Origin of the sequence: Xanthomarina spongicola (genome assembly GCF_003148645.1) — a bacterium.
GTDB lineage: Bacteria > Bacteroidota > Bacteroidia > Flavobacteriales > Flavobacteriaceae > Xanthomarina > Xanthomarina spongicola.
Window position 1 is genome coordinate 154,861 of sequence record NZ_QGGP01000006.1, and the last position, 20,868, is coordinate 175,728.

General features: G+C 31.0%; 15 protein-coding genes. 14 read left to right on the forward strand and 1 reads right to left on the reverse strand.

Annotation, left to right across the window (positions count from 1 at the left end; genetic code table 11):
• Window positions 1-57: 57 nt before the first annotated feature.
• Complete coding sequence (locus LX78_RS11885; RefSeq protein ID WP_109682883.1) at window positions 58-3,603, reverse strand: T9SS type A sorting domain-containing protein; 3,546 nt, start codon at window positions 3,601-3,603, stop codon at window positions 58-60.
• Window positions 3,604-3,922: 319 nt separating this feature from the next.
• Between LX78_RS11885 and LX78_RS11890 the strand changes: the two genes are divergently transcribed.
• The 14 genes from LX78_RS11890 to LX78_RS11955 all read left to right on the forward strand — a co-directional run bounded on the left by LX78_RS11890 (window position 3,923) and on the right by LX78_RS11955 (window position 20,856).
• Window positions 3,923-5,350: a lipopolysaccharide biosynthesis protein gene (locus LX78_RS11890; protein WP_170109846.1), complete on the forward strand. Its 1,428-nt coding sequence runs from the start codon at window positions 3,923-3,925 to the stop codon at window positions 5,348-5,350.
• A gap of 19 nt (window positions 5,351-5,369) precedes the next feature.
• Entirely contained in the window at window positions 5,370-6,311 is a 942-nt protein-coding gene (locus tag LX78_RS11895; protein WP_109682885.1) for a sulfotransferase family protein, read from the forward strand.
• Window positions 6,312-6,432: 121 nt separating this feature from the next.
• Window positions 6,433-7,584, forward strand: a complete 1,152-nt coding sequence (locus tag LX78_RS11900; protein WP_109682886.1) for a glycosyltransferase family 4 protein — start codon at window positions 6,433-6,435, stop codon at window positions 7,582-7,584.
• A complete protein-coding gene (locus LX78_RS11905) occupies window positions 7,568-8,728 on the forward strand; it encodes a glycosyltransferase family 4 protein (protein WP_109682887.1) in 1,161 nt (386 codons plus the stop codon). The genes LX78_RS11900 and LX78_RS11905 overlap by 17 nt, the downstream gene beginning before the upstream one ends.
• Complete coding sequence (locus LX78_RS11910) at window positions 8,718-9,782, forward strand: glycosyltransferase family 4 protein (protein WP_109682888.1); 1,065 nt, start codon at window positions 8,718-8,720, stop codon at window positions 9,780-9,782. Before LX78_RS11905 ends, LX78_RS11910 begins: the two co-directional genes overlap by 11 nt.
• Before the next feature lie 59 nt (window positions 9,783-9,841).
• On the forward strand, window positions 9,842-11,530 hold the full coding sequence (locus LX78_RS11915; protein WP_109682889.1) for an asparagine synthase-related protein: 1,689 nt from the start codon (window positions 9,842-9,844) through the stop codon (window positions 11,528-11,530).
• Complete coding sequence (locus tag LX78_RS11920; RefSeq protein WP_109682890.1) at window positions 11,527-12,630, forward strand: glycosyltransferase family 4 protein; 1,104 nt, start codon at window positions 11,527-11,529, stop codon at window positions 12,628-12,630. The genes LX78_RS11915 and LX78_RS11920 overlap by 4 nt, the downstream gene beginning before the upstream one ends.
• A complete protein-coding gene (locus LX78_RS11925; RefSeq protein ID WP_109682891.1) occupies window positions 12,631-13,791 on the forward strand; it encodes a glycosyltransferase family 4 protein in 1,161 nt (386 codons plus the stop codon).
• Window positions 13,788-14,204 (forward strand): acyltransferase, encoded by a 417-nt coding sequence (locus LX78_RS11930; protein ID WP_109682892.1) that lies wholly within the window; start codon window positions 13,788-13,790, stop codon window positions 14,202-14,204. Before LX78_RS11925 ends, LX78_RS11930 begins: the two co-directional genes overlap by 4 nt.
• 17 nt (window positions 14,205-14,221) lie before the next feature.
• Complete coding sequence (locus tag LX78_RS11935; RefSeq protein WP_109682893.1) at window positions 14,222-15,610, forward strand: phenylacetate--CoA ligase family protein; 1,389 nt, start codon at window positions 14,222-14,224, stop codon at window positions 15,608-15,610.
• Complete coding sequence (locus LX78_RS11940) at window positions 15,607-16,833, forward strand: O-antigen ligase family protein (protein WP_109682894.1); 1,227 nt, start codon at window positions 15,607-15,609, stop codon at window positions 16,831-16,833. Before LX78_RS11935 ends, LX78_RS11940 begins: the two co-directional genes overlap by 4 nt.
• Window positions 16,834-18,972: a bi-domain-containing oxidoreductase gene (locus LX78_RS11945; protein ID WP_109682895.1), complete on the forward strand. Its 2,139-nt coding sequence runs from the start codon at window positions 16,834-16,836 to the stop codon at window positions 18,970-18,972.
• A 22-nt stretch (window positions 18,973-18,994) separates the two neighbouring features.
• Complete coding sequence (locus tag LX78_RS11950; protein ID WP_245881523.1) at window positions 18,995-20,161, forward strand: delta-aminolevulinic acid dehydratase; 1,167 nt, start codon at window positions 18,995-18,997, stop codon at window positions 20,159-20,161.
• The gene (locus LX78_RS11955; RefSeq protein WP_109682897.1) at window positions 20,158-20,856 is read left to right on the forward strand and encodes a WecB/TagA/CpsF family glycosyltransferase; all 699 of its coding nucleotides are present in this window, start codon (window positions 20,158-20,160) and stop codon (window positions 20,854-20,856) included. Before LX78_RS11950 ends, LX78_RS11955 begins: the two co-directional genes overlap by 4 nt.
• Window positions 20,857-20,868: the final 12 nt, after the last annotated feature.

Here is a 20,868-nt window from a genome sequence, read left to right on the forward strand (position 1 = left end):
AATAGATTGTAATTAAAACAATAATAAGTAATTTACTAGATAATTGTATTATTTATTTTATTTAATAATTACTTTTTGAGTTTTTGTTAAAGATTTATTAGACACAGAAACAGCATAAATACCAGTTGCTAATGTTGATACATCAATTTGGTTACGTGTGCTACCAGATTCTAAAGTAGAAGTTAATACCAATCTACCTTGCATATCGAATACCTTAACTAAGGTTGTGTCTGTCAAATTTCCTTTAATAAAAATGGCTTTTGGCGTTACAGTTGCAAAAACATGTAAACTATTAAAAGCTAATTCTTCAGTTGATAATGAAGATTCAGAGAATCTTAAAAAGAAACGACCAATACCATTCAAATTAGTTGAAGTAGTAAAAGTATATTCACTTTCATTTAATAGAGTTACTGTATTAGCTACGGAATCTTCTAGATAAACATTAGTTGATTCAGGTAAACTAGTATCAAAAATACTAATAGTTAATTCTTCACCTTGTGTAGCATTAATACCTAAAGGAATAGTAACATCTGCAAAGTCTGTATACCCTAATGACTGAACAGCAATATCATGTCCATTATTTTCTTCGACTAAATGAGAGTATATAGAAAAAGAAGGAGCAGATTCACCTAAAATTCTTGAGTCATAACCTGGATCAAGCCCTAAAGTGGCATTATCAGTAAAATAAAAATCTGTTTTATATACTTGGTCAGAACTACTTAATTCTAGTTGTAAATGTTCTATACTAGATATTCTTCCAGGAATAAAGTCGTCTGTAGTACCTATTGTTCTCATAACAGTAGTGAAAGATACAGTTGCTCCACCACTTGCTGATGCAATTAAAAATCCTTGACCAGGAGTTATTGCTGCATTAGGATGCATATCAGAATATGCCTGATTCCAAATGTTATAACCATCTGAAGCATCACCATCATAACCATATATTCCAGAACTTGCTGGATCGAAAACAGTACTATTTGTAGCTAAAAATGTAGATAGTTTTAAATATGAAGGATATGGATTTCCAATTAGATTCCATTCTGGGTTAGTTGGACCAGAATCAACAATATTTATATCTACATTTTGAGTGTTTACAATACCAACAAAGTTAAACGTGTCTCCATCTGTCGATGCTGCACGATAACCAACTGCAGGTTCTAAAACAACACTCGCTTCTGCAGGAATTGCAGTGTCATAAGTTATATAAGTATCAGTAGTTTTGTCAAACGGACCAAAAAGTTTATCAGTTGTATTAGATGGGTTTGAGTATATGTTTGGATTATTTGATGCAAAATCCCCAAAAGTTTGTCCAGTTACTGGAGCACTAATTAAATCATTTCCACCAACAGCAGCATTTGTGTTTACATGTCTGTTATAAGTCACATTACCAGTAGACTTTCCTTCAATAATTAAACTAGAATAACTAGTTGATACTGAATTTAATTCTAAATCTCCACCATTAATTAAGTCGCTATTTACAGTCATTGACTGACCAGAAGCAACAGAAACAGTGGCACCATTTTCAACAAATAAATTATTTATTTCAACATTAGAGCCTACTATATAATTGCCATCTTTTACAAAAGCATTTTCAAGTCCGGTAGAACCAGAAGGAGGATAAGGAGACCAGGCATTATTAGTATAAACTAATCCGTCAAAAACACTAACTACTTTAAAATTATCAAAAGCAGAGTAACCATTATTACCATTACTTCTAATACGTATCTCTAAAGCTACTTCGTCTACTGAGTCTGGAATTGAAAGTACCATAGATCCTTCATCATCTTGTATTGGGTTTGCATTATCACCATCAAATAAGAAAACACGCCCTTGGCCAACACCATCATAAAAAAGTTGATATTGAGCATTATCATTGTTATTTGCATAACCTATAACTTGCCAATCGAAACGAACTTGAACATTGGTAAAACTACTAATATCAACGTCATCAAACAAAATTGTAGCCCAACCAGTTGTTCCGTTATCACCTTCATCATTTAAATCATTTTCTCCTAAAACGTTATTTGAAAAATATGTGTAATCTATAGGTGAAGCAGCAAGAATATCTATAACACCATAATAACCATCAGTTCCCCAACCATTATCAAAGAATGGGATATCATTTGTATAATTCCATTCAGGTGAAGGACTATCGAAATCTTGTATAGCAATTTGAACTAAAGGTCCTAGTATATCAAAAGTCGTACTTACAGCAGCAGTTAATGGTGATGAAATCGCGAATAATGCAACATTTGTTCCTTCTTGCAAAAACATTATAGTATCTAATGTGGCTACACCATTGGTGATATTATAAAGTATGGATGGTGGATTCATAAATCCAGAAGAAATAACGTTTACTACTCCAGTATAATCCAAATCTAAATTAGTATTATTATCTACAGCATTTACAGTAGGATAGGGCGTCATTACTTCTAGTTGATTAACATCTGTTGGTTGTTGATCAAAAACGAGTTGTGTTGCTGTAACCTCAATTCTATTATCATCACCAACTACTAATGTAGCAGCTCCTCCAGCATCAGATGCTGCAAAAGTAGATCCATTAACACCATCAGGTATCGCAGAACTTATGGTAAGTTGTATTTGCTCATTATCTGTTACTGTAGAACTGAAAGTTGCATAAACATCAAAAGTTTTAATTCCATTGTCTGGAGCTATTAACCCAGTACCTCCATTGATTCCAGAAAACAGAGTTGTTTCTCCAACAGATGCTACTTCAGCAACATTAGTAACTCCATCAAATAATGCTAGTGCAGCAAAATTTGCTTCACCAACAACATCAAATTCTAAATCTGTTAAAATAGTACTCAAAGCATCAGCATCAGTTAAATCATTGCCACCATCTTGAATTGTAAATTCACCAATTTTTAATGAATTAGCAGTTGTAAGCCCAGAAGCAGCAGAATATAATTGATAATCAATATTGTCTGAAGGATCAAAAGCAACAGATGAAATAATATTTGACTCATCGTCATTTGATGAAGTGGCAGTAATATTTCCGGTAAGTCTTATTCCTGGAAGTGCTATTCCAAAACCAGACCAAGAGGCAAGCCTTCTAACACGAAGCCAACCACCATTTGTAGTGGCATTCCATGCATATAATCTAAAAGTAATAGTACCTGAAGCACCAGAATTAATACTTAAGGAATTATAATTATATACAACGTTTGTATCTGCTGCTAAAGTTTCAACACTATTAACAGCAATTCCAGCTGTTGCAAAGTTGTCTGTACTATAAAACAATTGCCAGTTAGCAGGTCCATTTGGATTTCTTCGTAATCGAATATCTATTTCTGTAACTTCTGCATTAAAGTTTGTGTTTCCAGTAACAGACCATTCCATATAGTCATTATTTGTAACTGCAGTAGCTTGAGTGGTAGCATTCCAATCTCTAGAACTAAAGTCAGTGCCAGCTCTTTCATTTACACCAATACCTCTGGTTAGACCAATTGAGGAAATTGATACAGCATTACCAGTAGCAGTTGGTCCAGGACCATTTGCTCTGTCTATAGTAACTATTGGACTTTGACTAAAACTTATAAAAGATAAGCTTATTGCGAACAATAATAAGTAGATTTTTTTCATAATAATAGATTCATTTTATCTGATAATTAAAGCTTTAAATTAAAATTTAATCAAATAATAGGTGAATCAAAGGTAATAAAAAGAACTTTAGTAAAAAAAAAACTGTAGTGTTTAAGTTGAAGATTCTTGTTATAGAGCTTAAAACTCCTTTAAGATGTAAATGACTCAATAATTGAAAGACTTCTTTATATTTTTAGAATTTATTAAATAGGTAATGTAAAAAAAATATTAGCTATCATTTGTTAATAGCTTTAATTTTAAGATATCTTTGTTTGCTGTTAATCATCATTTTTTTAGAGCTAAAACTAGCCCATATATTTTGCAAAAGACATTAAAAAAACAAGTTATTGGAGGTGTTGCTTGGCGTGGGAGTGCTGATATCATTCAGCAAGTCTTACAAATTGTTTTTACCATAGTTTTAGCACGTCTTTTAACCAAAGCTGATTTTGGGTTATTGGCAACTGCAATGGTTATTAATCGATTTTTTGTTGCTTTGATAAGTGTTGGTTTTGGTGGCGCAATTATTAGAAGTACAGATGTCACTAAGGAACAGATCTCAGCAATATTTTATATCCAATTAATCTTAAATTTTACGCTAAGCGTAGTTGTATATTTTCTAGCTCAGCCTATAGCAGGTTTTTTTGAAGAGATTGAACTGGTTAGATTAGTTGAAATTACAGCTTGGATTATCCTTTTACAAACGTTTCAATTTCCTACAATACTTCTGAGGAAAAACATGCAGTTTAAGAGTTTTTCATTAATTGAAATTAGCTCTATGTTAATTGCAAATACTGCTGCAATAATAATGGCTTTTGATGGCTTTGGTATCTGGTCTTTAGTGGCTAGATTATTTATTCAGAAACTTTGTTTTATTATCGGAACATGGTTTGCTGCTAAATGGAAACCTACAAAGCCCGATTTTAATGGCTTAAAGCCTATTATGAATTTTGGCTTTAATATGTTAGGATCGAACTTGTTATCATATTTTTCTGAAAACCTTATTGCGATAATTATTAGTAAGTTTTTAGGTAAGGAAATTATGGGACTTTTTAATATAGCTTACAATTTGGCAATTGTACCAGCTTCAAAAATTAAATCAGTTTTGTTATCCGTTTTAACTCCAGGTTTTGCTAAGATTCAATTAGATATTGTCTCCTTTACTAAAAATAATCGTAAGGTGTTACTATATTTGTCACTAACATTTATTCCTTTTATGTTTCTGATGAGTGGTATGAGTGAGAACATTGTGTTATTTATGTATGGTGATAAATGGATAGATGCAAGTCCAATGTTATTGATCTTAGCTATAGTTGGTATGATGAAAGGAGTAGTTCATTTATTAAGAAGTTCAATCCTAGTAAAAGGTGAAGCACGAGTTATATTATATGCCACAATAATAGAGTTAGTGTCATCTCTACCACTAATGTATTTTTACGTTTCAATTTACGGAGTTAATGGTTTATTAATAGGGTATTCAGTTGGAACATTAACTTCTTTTTTCTACATAGTTTATAAATATGACAAACTTTTTGAAGAAAAGATTTTCTACAAAACGGTATTATTGCCATTTATTTTTGGGGTGTCTCTATTTACTTTAGTATTTTTTATTGGACAATTTTCAATAAATTTATATATAGAGTTAATACTACAACTTTTTATGGCTTTAATTTTGTTTGGTATTTTGATGAGGTTATTTTATTGGAAAATTATGAAAATGGCTTTGCAGAGATTTAGATTATTAAAATGAGAGCTTAAATTATTAGTTTATGGCAACACCTATTTTTGTAGTAGGAACAAATAGATCGGGAACAACTTGGTTGGCAAATATAATTGCATCACACCCTGATGTTGCGGCAATTCAAAGTGCTGAACATCATCAGTTTTATAGAGGAGTTATTGAAAGTTTTTATTTCTCACATGTATTTGGACGCTATGGAGACTTATCAATACGACAAAATTATATAGAATTTGTTGAGGCCATAGGCTTAAGCGATTATTTTAAATTAGCAGGTGTAGATAAACAATTTTTATATGATTTATACCCTACAAATTATGAGTGTGTTTTTAAATCTGTAATGGAATATTATACAGAAAGTGAGAAAGCAACATTTTGGTTGGAAAAATCGCCACCACATGCTAAATTGCTAAATTTGATAGCCTCCCTTTATTCAGATGTTAAATTTATTTCTATACAAAGAAACGTTTATGACGTTGTGGCTTCAAGTTTAGGATTGAGAATACGATATGACGAGAATAGAATAAATGATTCTAAGTTAAGAAGACAAACCATAAAATCAGCAGTAAAGAACTATTATCAAGTAAATGGTACCATAAAAAGATTTGCAAAAAAAAATAAATCTAAGATTATCTCAATAAACTATGAAGATCTAATAAAAAATTATGACTCTAATTTAAAATCGATAAGTCAATTTTTAGGGCTTGAAATAAATGAAGAATTATCGTCTAAGTATTCTAAAAACACAAGTTTCACAAAAAATAATAATAAAGAAGATATTTTCACACGTAAGGAGAAAAAGTTATTTAAGTTGACGAATTTATACTATTCTACTCTTCCTTATTTTATATTATCTTTTAAAGATGAGTTAAGATCGAAACTAAGAAATAGATTTTCTGCATTCCACAATAGTAAATTACCAAATTGGTTTTATAATTTTCACGATCAACCTATTCCAAATAATAAAAAATGATAATAGTAGAACTTTTCATGTTATGCTGAAATAATCTATAATAATACTAAAGATTTTTTAGATAAACATAGTAGTGTAAAATTAATCATTTGTTTAATATTAATTATAAATTATTAAGTCCTTGAAACTAGCCATCCTCGCACAATCCTATTTATTCGATAAAACCTCAACAATCAATGGTACTCTTGTGCAATTACACAATTTAGCATTTGGTTTTGTTAAGAATAATGTTGAGGTACATTATATTACGGTAACAAAAGATATCATCAAATCAAATTATGAATTTAAAGATGGTATTCACTTTCACTGGATTCAGTCAAATAAGGGTTTTTTTGAGTGGAAAAGAGTTATGCCAATTTACATGAAAATTCTCAAAACAATAAGTCCTGATGCAGTATATGTAAGAGGTCGAAATGTAATGCAATATGTTGCAGGTATGTATTCAAAAGAGAATCATATACCTTATGTTTGGGGCACTAATGGGGAAGATAGTGCAGAGTTTTGGAAAAATGTAAGACGACTTAAAACTGTCAAGAAATCTATCCTAAGAAAAATAGCGTTGTTTCCTCTCAAAGCCAGTGAAGATTTTTATATAAATAAAGGCATGAAAATGGCAAACTTAATTGTTAATCAATCTATAGAACAAAAAATAGAAACTAAGAAAAATTTAGGAAAAGAAGGTGTTGTATTACCAAGCTATTTTTATCTGCCAAGCCAAGAGGAGACTTCAAAAGATAATTTAATACTTTGGCTTGCTAATTTATCTAAAGGAAAGCAACCCGAACTTTTTATAGATATTATTGATAAAATAGATTTAATACACTGGAAAGTAATTTTAGCTGGAGGATCTAATATCGCTACTTATGAAAAAAGTATTCGCGAACTTGCAAAAAATAAATCTATAGAAACGGTTGGTAGAATTGATTTTAAAGATTCGTTTAAATATTATAACCAAGCAAAGATTTATATTAATACTAGCAAGCCACATGCAGATGGGTTACCAAATGCATACATTCAAAGTTGGCTGAGTGGTACAATAGTATTATCATTACACCATGACCCAAACAAATGGATGGAAAAATATAATATAGGATTCTGTTCTTATGGAGATGAAGAAAAATTAATTTCAAAATTGCAAGAATTTATGGCTTCACCAGAAACAATAACTCAAATGAGTAATAATGCTAGGAAGTTTGCAGAATCAGAGTTTTCTAATGATAAAATAATTCAAACGTATAAGAATTTATTTAAAGGGAATGCAAAAAGGAATTAAGTTAGCATTTGTAATGCCATGGCATATTTCTGAGCGAGGAGGAGGCGCAGAAGTTCAAGCCAATTACTTGGCTCAAGAGCTTGGAAGACGAGGTTGCGACGTGTTTTATGTCTGTCAGACAACACATAAATCTAAGATTAATACTATCAATAAAGTTGGTGATATAAAAATATACTTCCTGAAACCTTCTGGTAGATTTCAATGGTTAGATCAAAACAAATACTTGGAGCCTTTAAATTCAATTAAGCCAGATTATATCTTACAACGCTTATCGTCTAATGTAACTTATGTATTAGGAAAATATTCTGCTAAAAACGATTGTAAATTTATTTGGTTTTGTACAGATAATCATAGTCCGTTTTCGAATTTTCATTTTTTAAAATTTAAAGAACGTACAGCTATTAAATCCTTAGGTCTTTTTAAGCACATAATTTTCGCAACGAGTAGCAAAATAATGGATTATTATCGAAACAAAGGAATGAAGCAAGTCGACATAGCTTTCAACCAAAATGACTTTCAAGAGAAACAAATTAAACATCATTTTAATTTGGAGTCACATCGTATGATTTCAGGTCATCCAATTCCCGAAAAAAACAATTCTACAGAGCAGCGATTTAATATTAAAACTATTTTATGGTGTGCTAATTTTGGAACGCACAAACGACCAGAATTATTTATTGAATTAGCGAGACAAATGCAACATACAGCGCTTAAATTTGTAATGGTAGGAGGACATAGTGATACAGCCTATGTTAACGATCTTTTAAAAAACAAACCCAATAACTTAGTTACAACAGGGCATTTATCTTTCAGTGAAGCGTTAAACTATTTCGATGAAACATCAATTTTTGTTAACACATCTGTTAATGAAGGCTTTTCGAATACTTATATTCAAGCTTGGTTGAGAAGTGTTCCAGTTTTTGTGTTTGGTGCTGATTCTGATAACATAATTGAAACAAACCTATTAGGTTATGATGTCTCGTCAATTAATGAAGCTAAAGAAAAGTTAAAAGCTATATTGTCGAATTATGAGACTTACAAATTATTATCCAATAATGCTTATACGTATGGATTCCAAAACCATAGTATCAAAGTAATGACAGATAATTTTTTAAAAAACTTAAATTTGCCAGATGAGAGATAAGATAAGAGTACTACACGTTTTAACCCTAAATTCATTTGGTGGGATTCAAACTTTAGTTCTGCAATTGGCAAATGAATATAATAATGGTGATACTGTACAATGTTCACTTTTTTCAATTCAAGAAGTTAATCTGCCTAAATCATCACTTCCAGAAAATATAGAAATAATGGAAGCGGTTGAAGGCTCCATGTATAAGAAAGCATTAAATTTTATTAAAGTTGCTAAAAATTATGATATAATTCATTTTCATGGACCACTAACTGTTTTTCAGGTCGCTGCACTTTTTATTAGAAAAAAGATTGTTTATACAGAACATGGAACATTGCAAAAAGCGAATATTAACAATAGTTTTAGACACCTTATCCAAAAAAAAATAATAGGTTTATATTTTATTAAAAAAAGAGCTAATGCTGTTATTCTCATTTCTAAATGGTTAGAAAAAGATTTAAATTTAAAGCGTAAAAATATTTTTTTAATTAGTAATGGTTTACAATATAAAATTCCAGAAATAACAAAGAATGATGATGTTGTAGTTACAATTGCGGCTCGAATGGTGCCTAAGAAAAGAGTTGATATCGCTATTGATGTAATGGAGGTGTTAGGTGATAAAAATAATATTAAATTACATATTTTAGGTAATGGTCCAGATATGGAAAAGCTAAAGAAAAAAACAAGTTCTTTGCTAGATAAGTCTGTCTTTTTTCTTGATTATAGACCTGATGCATATGATTTAATCGCCTCATCAGATTTTTATCTTATGACAACCAAAAAAGAACCTTTTGGTTTGGTAGTTTTAGAGGCAATGATGAATGAAACAATGGTTCTAGCTTTAAATGATTCTGGTGGACCAGTTGAAATTCTTGGAGATAAATTCCCTGAGTTAATTTGCAATACTGAAGCTGAAATAGCAGATAAAATCTTAAAATTTTCGTCAGATTCTACCCTGTATAATTCAATTTGCAAAGGTCTAAAAGATGAGTATAAAGAAAAATATACCATGCAGGTCATGGCTAAAAATTATAGGAATGTTTATTTAAAAGTGTTAGAAAGTTGATTGAAATTATTTGGTTAAGACTTTTTTGATTATAATATTACAAATACAAGAGATAAATTATGAATAGCCATAATGTACATGCCTTTTCTGGAGTTATTGGAGAAACCAATAATGTGAGTCAAAGTTTTTTAGATAAATATCAAGTTCTTATTAACCAACCAAATATCAAGCTATTTATAACTCAAAATGTGCCATCACACTATTATAATGTTGATGACACTTCTTTTCTATGGACAGGTGGTTCTAAAGCCATTAAAGATAATTTAACATTCGATTATACTCAAGAAGACTCAAAATTTGTTTATATCAAATTTGTAAATAATGTATACTCAATTGTTAGCGATCATTATTCCAAAATCCCATTACTATATGTCAAACAAGGAAATACTATATATTTTTCAACCTCGTTAAAGTTTTTGCTCGAAATATGTAATAGCACGACTTTGGATATTAATTATAATGGCTTATCAGTTTTTTATCATTATGGAGTTAATAGTTTTGAACAAGGCTTAATTAGAAACTTAAAATTGTTGTCAGGAGGAAGCCTCTTAACGTATTCAAATGAGTCAATATCTATATCTAAGTATTTCGACATTACTAAGCTTAAAACAAATTGGAGGAATACCAAAAGAGCTCATGAAAACACGTTATTAATTGATGATATTTTATTAAGATCAACGACTAAAACAGTTCAAAATTACGACAGTATTGGAATTGCATTAAGTGGTGGAGTTGATTCAGGTTATTTGGCACAAAAAATAAGTGAGTCTAAGCGTGAATTTAGTGCTTATACAATTGGTTATGAAGATGGCTATAATGAATTTGAACGTATCGATTATCTAGCAAATATCTTGAAGTTTAAAACTGAGAAGATAATTTTAAGTCCAAAAGAAATTATTGATAATTACCTAAAAGTAAGTGCTTACTCCAGTTTTCCTTTAGGATTTAATAATTCTATTCTTAATTTCATATATAAAAAAGCGGCTAGCGATGGTGTCGATGTATTATTTGATGGTGATGGTGCAGATCGTTTGTTTCTTGGGATGAATAAATTTCTCCAATTACGAAAATTTTTAAAATTTTACAATAGGACTAAAGTGTTGAAATTAAATAGCCTAACACTTAGTTTGTTAAAGATGGTTAATCATCCAAGTGGAAAGAAATTACAATTTTATTTCAAGAAACTTAATCATGGTATACCATTTTATGGTGAACGTATTTTGTCAGATAAGATAACATTCGATTCAAATTTTGAAGTGGCTCTTAACGATTTGATACTGCCAAACGAATTAAAGAATTTAGATAAAAATATAGATAAATGGCTTTTCTTCTCTTTATTCAGTATTTATTACACACCGACTTTCTTTTTTCATACACCTTACGAATTACAATTAAAACATGGTTTGGTTTCTAATCCAGAATTTTGGTCTGATGAAATGGTGCAATTAGCATTAAGTATTCCAACCGAACAAAAACTCTACAACAAAACGACTAAAAAAGTTTTAAGAGATGCAGCTAAAATAAAAATAGATAATGGGTATTGGGGTTTAACAAAAATTGGGCTTCAAAACTCTTATAAATATATCAAAACCAAAGATTTCGGTAAAGATTTTATCAATAGTTATGTTGAATTAGTAAAACGAACAGACGAGTATCACTATTTAGTTGAAAACACTCCTGATGGTGATATTGATCCTGAACGATTAATCCGTTATTATATTTGGAAGGAGAATATGTTTCAATCATGATAAAAACAAACTCAAAACCTGTACACAAAATTCTTTGGCTGGCACCAGTATTTAACCACTATAAAGCTCGTTTTTTAAATCATTTATCTAATGATCAAAATGTTGAACTTACAGTATTATCTGGTTCAGGAAGGGAAGGCTCTGGTGATGAAGAATTAGAAGGCGATTGGGGTTTTCAGACAGTTAGAGTCGAAGTTCCTAAAAGTAAATTTGGTTGGTCTCGAGAAGTAAGACAATCCCTTAAGTCTAATTTTAAAAATTTTGATTGGGTGTTAGTTCCGGCTGAAAAAAAGAATTTATTATTATTTATTTATGCAATTTATTTAAGACAGAAACATAAAGGAACAAAACTATTTTCTTATAACCATCAATTTACTAAACCGAAAAAAGGAAACGTAAAACGGATTGATTTATTAATTACCAAGTTTATTTTCAGAAACTTAGATCGTGTCATATTTTACACAGAAGATATTTGTAAAAAGGCGATACAAAGTAAACTAGTAGCACCTGAAAAAGCATATTGGGCAAACAATACTATTGATACACTAGAAGTAGAAAAGTTTTATGATTTTATATTACCTCCAAAAGAACCAATTACAATTGTCTTTATAGGAAGGTTGATTGCCATAAAACGTATTGAAGACTTGATTTTGTTTTTTGCAGACTTATGTAGAAAACATGAAGACAAATTTGTATTAGAAATAATCGGAGATGGTCCTCAAAATCAAATAGTAAAAAGTACGCAAAAAACAAATTCAAATATAATATGGCATGGCACTTTAGTGGATGAAGAAAAGATTGCACCAATTATGTCTAGAGCTAGTCTTGTTTTTGTTCCAGGTTTAGCAGGATTGTCTATTAATCACGCTTTTGCCTATGGTAGACCTTATGCAACCTTTAGCGCAGATAGACATGGACCAGAAATAAGTTATTTAAAGGATGGCGAAAACGGTTTTATAATTGAAAATAATATAAAAATAATTGAAGAGTTTCTTAACAATCCAAAAAAAATTGAAGATTTTTGTAAGTCTGCTTACGAAGCTTCTAAGGCTTTAAGTGTTAATAGATGGATCGAACAAATAGTGGTTGCATTAGATTAAATGAAAGATAGTAAAACAAAAGTGTTATTTATAGGTCCATTACCACCTCCTTACTCTGGACCTGAGTTAAGTACTAAACAGTTACTAGAATCTGACCTTAAAAATCAGTTTGATATCATTTTTTTAAATACAAATGTTAGAAAAGATAATTCAAAAAAAGGAAAAATTGATTTAAGTGCATTGCTTTCGGTACTAACATTTAATTTTAAGTTATTTAAAAGACTTCATTTTAATAGACCAGACATAGCGTACCATCTAGTCACTCCAACCGAAATTGGTTGGTTGGGTCGGGATATTTGGTTTGTGTTTCAATGCCGGCTTTTTGGTGTTAGAAAAGTGATTCATTTTAGAGGTAGCCATTTAGATATTAATTATAAAACGTTTAGGGCAGTCAGTAAGAAACTTATTAAATATGCTTGTAAATCTGTGGATGCTGCGATTGTGCAATCCGATTGTTTGCGAAGCCAGTTTAAAGGTTTGGTGAGTGAAGATAAAGTGTACGTTATTCCTAATACAGTTGATAATTTATTCAAAGACTTAGATCGTAGTAATTTATCTAAGACACCTCAGGTCTTATTTTTTGGTCATCTTACTAAGGCAAAAGGCTATACAGATATTGTTAAGGTTATTCCTCAAGTGGCTTCTAAATTTCCAGAAGTTAAGTTTTTGTTTTGTGGAAATATTAGAAGAGGCGAACCTGGTGTAAAATATAATCAATTAACAAAGGAGAGAATTGTATATGAAGATCCGTTTGAAGTGGAAGCAGAGATCTTAAATTCACAATATAAAAATAACTATCAAAATTTAGGTATTGTATCTGGAGAAGATAAACTTGATCTTATTAGAAAAAGTTGGTTGTTTGTCCTTCCTTCTTATTCTGAAGGTTTTTCTCGTTCTGTTTTAGAATCTATGGCTGCAGGATTAACGGTTCTTACTACTCCTGTAGGAGCTAATAAAGATGTTATTCAAAATGGCTATAATGGTATATTAGTTAATCCAGGAGATTTAGAATCAATTAAAGACAGCCTAATTAACTTGTTAGGAGACCAAGAATTGCGACATATGTTGACTGATAATGGAAAAATTACTTTTAATAATGAATTTGAAGAAAGCAAAGTTGTTGGTAGATATGTTAATTTATTTAATTCGTTAATGCAATGAAAACAATTATTAGAAAGCTTACATTTTACGTAGGGCAGGTTATTAGATTTATATACTACAGCTATTTAAGAATGAATGGCATAAAAATAGGTGACAACACATTTATTAGTTTAGGTGCTAAAATTGATACACAGTTTGGAGAAATCATTATTGGAGATAATGTCCATATTACAAGTGGATGCGTTTTATTAGCACATGATGGAGCAATTAAGCAAATGAAACCAGACGCAAATCCTCGTGGTAAAATAGTGATTGGAGACAATGTATTTATTGGTGTTAATGCTGTAGTATTAATGAATGTCTCTATAGGTGAAAATAGTGTTATTGGAGCTGGTAGTATTGTTAATAAAGACATACCTGCTAATGTGTTAGCTATCGGAAATCCAGTAAAAATTCTTAGAGATTTATCTTAATGATTTAACTTTAAACAATGGCATTAGAAGATCTTTTATATCCACTCTTGAACACGTATCATAAATTACCCTTTTGGGTGAAAAACATGGTTGGATATGTGTATAGATGTATTCCAAACCAAATTCGATATGGTAAATTCTATAAACAGTATATAGAGAGAATAAATTTTTTTCAAAATTCAGGAAATGAAAAAACAATTATTGCACAACAGAAATTGTTATTGGATAGTGTAAACCATGCGATTCGAAATATTGAGTTTTATAATAACTATAAAGAGATATCTAATTTAGAAGATTTCAGAAGGTTACCTGTTATTACCAAAGATCTTATTAATCAAAATAAAACCATCTTTATCGATGACAAAAAAAATAACTTAGCGTTAAAAGCAAATACTGGAGGCTCATCTGGAAATCCTTTTGTGTTTTATATTCATAAAGGTAAGACTAGATCTAAAGAAAAGGCCCATTTTGATTGGTATTGGTCTCAGTTTGGCTACAAGAGTGGTATGCCAATAGTAATGATAAGAGGTAAATCACTAAAAAATAATGAGGTTTTCGAATATAATTCTTTAGACAATAAGCTAATTATAAATAGCAACAGTATAAATAAAGATACTATTGCAGAGATTTATGATCAAATTATAAAGTTCAAACCTAAATTTATTCATGCTTACCCGTCTTCATTATTGATTTTCACAAAAGTATGTAAAGCCTTTACAAAACTTCAAAGTTTTGATTTAGATATAAAATCAGTTTTCTTAGGTTCAGAAGGTTTAACAACAGATGATTTCAGTTTGCTTGAAAATTTTTATAAGGCAAATATTGTAAATTGGTATGGACATTCAGAATGTCTTATTCATGCAGGACGACAAGACAAAGAAGGGAATTTTAAATTTTATCCATTCTACGGTTTTGTAGAATTATTAGACGATAATGATAACGTAATTAGTCAACCTAATCAATTAGGGAGAATAATTGCAACGGGATTTGATAATGAAGTCATGCCATTAATTCGATATGACACAGGAGATTTAGGCGAGTTATCAGAGAACAACAAAGTGCTAGACCCAAGTTATACGTGTTTAAAAAATATCCAAGGAAGGGATAAAAATTTCATATACTTGTCTGATGACACAGCAATATCGCTTACCTCAATTATTTTTGGTCAACATTACAAAGAGTTTGATTATATTAAAGAATTGCAAATAGAACAGTACAAAAAAGGTGTAATCATTATGAGCATTGTACCTTTAAAAACTTTTGGAAATGAAGACATGATTCTATTTAAAAAATCACTTCTAAAAACAGTTAAAGAAAACACTTTGACTATTGATATGAAAATTGTAAAACGAACAAAGAAAACACCAAGAGGGAAACACATACTTTTGATACAACATTTAAAATGATATTAATTCCTTTACTTATTTTATTCGTAATAATCTTAGTGAGATTCCAAAAAGGCATGTTTGCTGCGTTTCTGGTTTTGGTAGCTACAAAATCAGTAATTGATGCTTTTTGGGAGTACCAAATTGGACCCTTTTCGATTCTTGCTATACAAGGTTTCTTAGTGCCAGTTTTGTTTTTTGATGTTTTTAAAAGAAGGAAAATAGTTCCTAAGTTTTGGAATATAACTGCGAAAATTTATTTGTTAGCAATGTCATTAGGTATTATTTGGGGCTTTGTTGAGAAACCAATAGGAGTATTTCAAAACGCTTTTCTAAGTTTCAATTCTTATCTAGGATTTTTTTTAATCCCATTATTGATAACCAAACAATCAGAATTTAGAAAGTTATTAATTGTGATTATGATTTGTGGTATATTTCCAATAATGATTAGCTTATTTCAATTTCAAACGGGTATCATTTTTCAAGAAAGAGAAACAATTGGTATGACTCGTTATGTGGGATTTTATCATGATGCCTTTCCTGTACGGTTCTATGGTTTGATGACCTTGTTAGTAATATTAATTTATAATTCAATTTTTAAAACCAAATCATTTCTTTTAAAAGGCTTTATGGCTTTAATGAGTATAGGTGCTTTTTTTTCTATTTATTTGGTATTTAGTAAAGCGGCAGTAGGTATCATAGGATTGTGGATTGTAATATTGTTACTATTTTCTAAATCAAAAATAAAACAAGTCTTTTCGATTATCATTGGATTATCGGTTATTTTAATAGTTTTTGGAGATACATTTTTTGATAGTATAGAACAATTATTTAGCAAAGAAATAGGATATGAGTCTGGTGAAGTGAAAGATGCACGTTACACGTTGGCAGGACGAGGATACATCTGGCAGGAAGCTTGGGATTTTTGGACGACTAAACAATCAGTGTTTTTTCAATGGGTTGGTGATGGTTTGCAAAGACCAGTACATAATGAGTTTTTACGAGTTTTACTTGCAAATGGTATAATAGGCTTGATATTATTGGTTATTTTTGTATTCACAATGTTGAAAAATGTGTTTAAAATCCATAAAAATATTAGAATTTTTGGTCTGATGTTGTTTGGCATGTATCTTATAGATTGCATAGGGTTAGTGCCAGGAGTTTATTACTATTATAACATTTTGGTTTGGGGGATTATAGGGTTATTATTATTAAGAAAAGATTTATTTGTAAAACAATACTAAATGCAACAACTCACACAAAAGCTTGGTTCAGGCGATATGGTTATTCAGGAAGTTCCTTATCCACAATTGGGTAAAGGCATGGTTATAGTCAAGAATCACTACTCTATAATTAGTGCAGGAACCGAAGGTTCAACTGTTCAGGCTGCTCGTAAAAGCTTAATTGGTAAAGCTAAAGAGCGACCGCAACAAGTAAAACAGGTTTTTGATACACTTAAAAAACAAGGACCAATCCAAACGTATCGTGCTGTCATGAAAAAGCTAGATGCCTATTCGCCTTTAGGATATAGTTGTGCTGGAGAAATCATTGAAGTTGGTGAAGGAGTTACAGAATTTGAAGTAGGAGACAAGGTAGCTTGTGCTGGTGCAGGTTATGCGAATCATGCAGAAATAGTATCTGTGCCAATTAATCTTTGTGTCAAGTTAGATTCTAATGCTAACCTTAAAGATGCTGCCTATAATACATTAGGAGCTATTTCCATGCAAGGGGTTCGTCAAGCCGATTTAAGGCTAGGAGAATCTTGTGTTGTAATCGGTCTTGGTTTGTTAGGGCAATTAGCTGCATTAATACTAAAAGCTTCAGGAGTGACTGTTATTGGTGTTGATGTTTCAGAATCTGCAGTAAATCAAGCATTAGAAAATAAGGTAGTAGATTTAGGCCTAACCAGAGATACTGCTGGTATTGAGGAGCAGATTTTAAATGCAACTAATGGAATAGGTGCTGATGCAGTGATTATTGCTGCAGCAACATCAAGTTTAGACCCTATTAATTTTGCAGGTGCCATTACTCGTAAAAAAGGGAAAGTAGTTGTGTTGGGTGCTGTGCCTACTGGTTTTGATCGTGACCCCTTTTGGTATCGTAAAGAGTTGGAATTAAAAATGGCCTGCTCTTATGGTCCTGGTCGTTACGATTTGAATTATGAAGAAAAAGGCATCGATTATCCAGTGGCTTATGTGCGTTGGACTGAAAAACGAAATATGGAAGCGTTTCAATCGCTCATTTCTACTAACCGTATTGATATAGGTTATTTAACTACTCATGAATTTGACTTTGATAATGCCAAGCAGGCTTTTGATTTGGTTGTGGAGAAAACAGAACCATTTACAGGAATTGCTTTAAAGTATGATATAGCTAAGACGCCTTCAAAGGATGCAATTGTGACTTCAGATGCGCAAGCTTTAGGAAAAATCAATATTTCATTCATAGGTGCTGGTAGTTATGCCCAAGGAAATTTGTTGCCTAATATTCCTGAACATGCAGATATCTCACGAGTTGGTGTTCTTACGAATACTGGTACAACGTCCAAACGTGTTGCAGAAAAATTTAAATTTCAATTTTGCACAAGTGAAGAGGCTGAAGTTTTAAACGATAAAACGAATACCGTTTTTATAGCGACACGTCATGATTCGCATGGGCCTTATGTGTTAAAGGCTTTACAAGCTAACAAACATGTGTTTGTTGAAAAGCCATTATGTTTACTTGAAGATGAATTAGAACAGATTATAGAAGCGAAACAGGCATCTAATAAATCAGTTATGATTGGTTTTAACAGGCGTTTTTCTCCTTTAACTCAAAAATTGAAAAAGGTACTTGGAAATAATCCCATGACCATGATTTATCGTGTTAATGCTGGAGCCATTCCTAAAGACAATTGGATTCAGGATATGGAAATTGGTGGAGGTCGTATTCATGGTGAAGTTTGTCACTTTATTGATTATCTGACTTATATAAATGGAAGTCTACCGATTAAGGTTTCGGCTACTGCTATTCCAGATGCCAATCAATTAAACGACACCATTAATGTGTTATTACAATTTGAAAATGGTTCTTCAGGTGTAATTGCTTATTATTCAAATGGTTCAAAATCATTAACTAAAGAATATATTGAAGTATTTAGCGCTGGATTTTCTGCTGTTATTGATGATTTTAAAGTGTTGAAATTATACGGGAAAGGCAAGCCAAATAAGACTAAATTAATCAATCAGAATAAAGGTCAGAAAGAAATGGTTGAAGCTTTTGTAAACGGTCTTTTAAAAGATGGTGAAGCTCCAATTTCTTTTAATGAAGTGGTAGCAGTAACAAAAACCTGCTTTAGCATTATTGAATCAATTAAACGTGGAGGAGAACAGATTGACATCTAAATTTCAAACTAGTTTTTTAAAATTGAAAGCTTATTGTGAAGCTGAAAACTTTAAAGGTTGGGATCCTTATGATGGTCTCAATTCTAAAGTATTTCAAGCACTGCCATTTAAACATTGGGATTTAGCCAGATTGGCTTGGATTCAAGGTTTTAAAAGAAGCCCTATAAATTTTAGAGCGTTATTGTTAGTTCCAAAACAGCATAATTCGAAAGGAATTGCTTTGTTTTTATTAGGCTATTGCAAATTGTATCAAGCATCTTTAAAAGGTGAAGACGTATATGGAAGTAGCGTCGAATTATTAAATAAGATTAAAGAACTTACCAATTTGCTTTTAAGTTTGAAATCTCAAGGATATTCTGGTGCTTGTTGGGGCTATAATTTCGATTGGCAAGCAAGACGATTATTCTTATTCAAAAAAAATACGCCAACAGTAGTTGCTACAGCCTTTTGTGTGGAAGCTTTGTTAGAAAGTTATGAAATAACAAAAGACGAATCTGTTTTAAAAGAAACACTAACAGCTGCTGATTTTGTAATTAATGATTTATCTAGAACACCACATGGCAATGGGTTTTTGTTTTCATATAGTGTTAAAGATGGTAATAACACAGTAATTAATGCATCACTTTTGGGAGCTAAAATATTGAGTTATTCATATAAATACACGAAGAAAGATGAGCATTTAAAACTTGCAAAAGAAGCTATTACAGCAGCTTGCGAGTTACAAGAGGAAGATGGGTCTTGGATTTATGGTTTATTAGCTATCCAATCATGGAAAGACAGCTTCCATACTGGATTTAATTTAGATGCTATAGAAACCTATCAGCAAAATACAGGTGATGTATCATTTCAAAAGCATATAAAAAAAGGCTTAGAATACTATATCAAAAATTTCTTTGAAGAAGATGGGATGCCTAAATATTATCATAATCAAACATATCCCATAGATATTCATTGTCCAGCTCAAGTTATTGTGACAGCTTCTAAATTAAACGTCTTCAAAGAAAACGAAAGGTTATTTTCAAAAGTTTTGGATTGGACCATGAATAATATGCAACATAAAAAAGGCTATTTTTATTATCAGTTAAAAAAAGGAATGAGTTCAAAAATATCGTATATGCGTTGGAGCAATGCCTTTATGTTTAATGCTATGGCTCACTTTAATTTAGAAATGAAATCGCAAAAACTATGATTACAGAATTTCTAAATGGTGTTAAGACCTATGCGCCGAATTCTCGTAAAGAATTAATGGACTATGCTATAGAGCATAAAAAAATTATGATTGCCGTTAATGCAGAGAAAATATTACATGCTACAGATGAAAGTCGAGATCTTATTAATAGAAATTTGGGGTATCCAGATGGCATTGGTGCCGTTTGGGCATTACATAAAAAAGGACATACAGATGTTGTTAAAATTCCTGGTTGTGAATTGTGGCTAGATTTAGTTCAAGCATTTCAAAAAGAAAAATCATTTTACCTAGTTGGAGGGAAGCAAGAAGTTATTGAGGAAACGGTTAAAAAGTTAAAAATAGATTTTCCTGAAATTACTATTTCAAATTATAGAAATGGCTATATAAAAACAGATCAAGAAGAATTAGGATTGATAGAAGACATTGTTAAGCATCAACCAGATATTGTTTTAGTTGCAATGGGTTCACCAAAACAAGAGTTGTTAATGGAACGCATTCAAAAAGAACATCAGGCAACGTATCAAGGTTTAGGTGGGAGTTTTGATGTCTACACAGGACATGTGAAAAGAGCTCCAGAATGGTGGGTAAAAAACAATTTGGAATGGACGTATCGATTAATCAATCAACCATCAAGAATAAAAAGACAAATTCACTTGGTAAAATTCTTTGTTAATTTGCATTTGAACAAGTATTAATAAAACAATTAT